The sequence below is a fragment of the Hominimerdicola alba 8 genome, assembly GCF_000178155.2.
Taxonomy (GTDB): domain Bacteria; phylum Bacillota; class Clostridia; order Oscillospirales; family Ruminococcaceae; genus Hominimerdicola; species Hominimerdicola alba_C.
Map to the genome: position 1 here is coordinate 1 of NZ_ADKM02000077.1, position 1,408 is coordinate 1,408.

General features: G+C 44.2%; 2 protein-coding genes. Both read right to left on the bottom strand.

Translation table 11 applies throughout. The annotated features are described in order from the left end of the window. Nucleotides 1-49: 49 nt before the first annotated feature. Nucleotides 50-838, bottom strand: coding sequence for a helix-turn-helix domain-containing protein (locus CUS_RS08490; RefSeq protein WP_037276953.1), 789 nt, complete (start codon nt 836-838; stop codon nt 50-52). 160 nt (nt 839-998) lie between these two features. Beyond that, nucleotides 999-1,408 (bottom strand): hypothetical protein (locus CUS_RS08495; RefSeq protein ID WP_037276954.1); only part of this gene is annotated, 410 nt, incomplete at its 5' end.

Here is a 1,408-nt window from a genome sequence, read left to right on the forward strand (position 1 = left end):
CAATATTCGGCCAAAAAGACTGCCGTACACCAAAGCAGATATGCCGATTTTAAAGTTTACAGCTTTTCAAGCTCACTCTCAAAAAGCCTTTATAATTTTCGCCCACAGGCAGATCGGACATTACTTCAAGCAGCTCCAGCGCTCTTTCTATCTCCGCTCTTGCCTTGTCCTTGTCCCCGATCTCCGCATAATACTCCACTATCTTCTGCTGCATTTGCAGGAGGTTCCCGAGCGAGACACTTCGCTCCTTTGTGGCGGCTTCAATCTTTTTCTCGCCGTCAAACAGAAATGCGATCTCGGTCAGCTTGGAAAAATATATCTCCGGTATCTGCTCGATCGCTGCCACTGCGCTTTCAATATCGCCCTTTGCCTTGTATGCATACGCTAAAAACCGCAATGAATCATAACGCACCTCGCTGTCAGCCGTGCGCTCTATCAGCTTCGACGCGAGCTTTATTGTTTCATCGGGATCTTCAGAATAATTTATGACGTAGAGCATATTATTCATAATTATCTCGTTGTCGGGATACTGCTCCAGCCCCTTTTCAAGAATAGCTCTGCTTTTAAGTGGGTCGCTTTCACGAAATTCATACGCCTTGCTGCATATCTCATTAACTGCCTGATCAATATCATTCTTGCTGTAATCAAACAGCTCGTCAATGCTTACACCGAAATATATTGCGATAGTTGGCACAAGTGCAATGTCGGGCAGAGCAATATTGTTCTCCCACTTGCTCACTGCCTGAAAGCTAACACCCAGTGCCTCGCCAAGCTCCTCCTGTGTGAGATTGCCACGCTGGCGCAGTTCCTTGATTTTATTTCCGATAGTAATGTTCATACCTCTTTTCATTTTTGAAAAGCGCTTTTCTTGTTATCATTATAGCATATCGGAGGCAGTGTGGCAATAACTTTGTAGGTTTGTGTGTTCAATTGTGGGTTGAGATATGTCAAAATAATGCAGCATACCCGCACAAGGCAGGTATGCCGTAAATCATTATTTACTTTTCCACACAAAGCATAATAGCCGGTGCTGGTCTGTCATAGCCGTTCAGGAACAGCCCTTTCTCCCTTGCTTCAAGTATAACAGCCGAGGGGAAATAGCAGCAGCAGTCCATATAACGCAGCCAATCAGGAACGGATTTCAAATGCTTCGGCAGCTTTACGGGATTTTTCATAAGCTCCATAAATCTGTCATGAAACCTCTCGGAAATTATATTGTCATACTTCTCGCTCAGCTCGTAAATATCCCATCTGTCCTGCATGGAGATAACTGGGATATTGACCTGCAATTTACCCTCATCATCACGGAGCAGAGTATTCTGTTCTATCATCGTGCCTATATTTTCAAGCAGCTTTTTGTCAAGCATTTCAAGCATCTCGGTCTGACCGAGATATATTGAATATATCA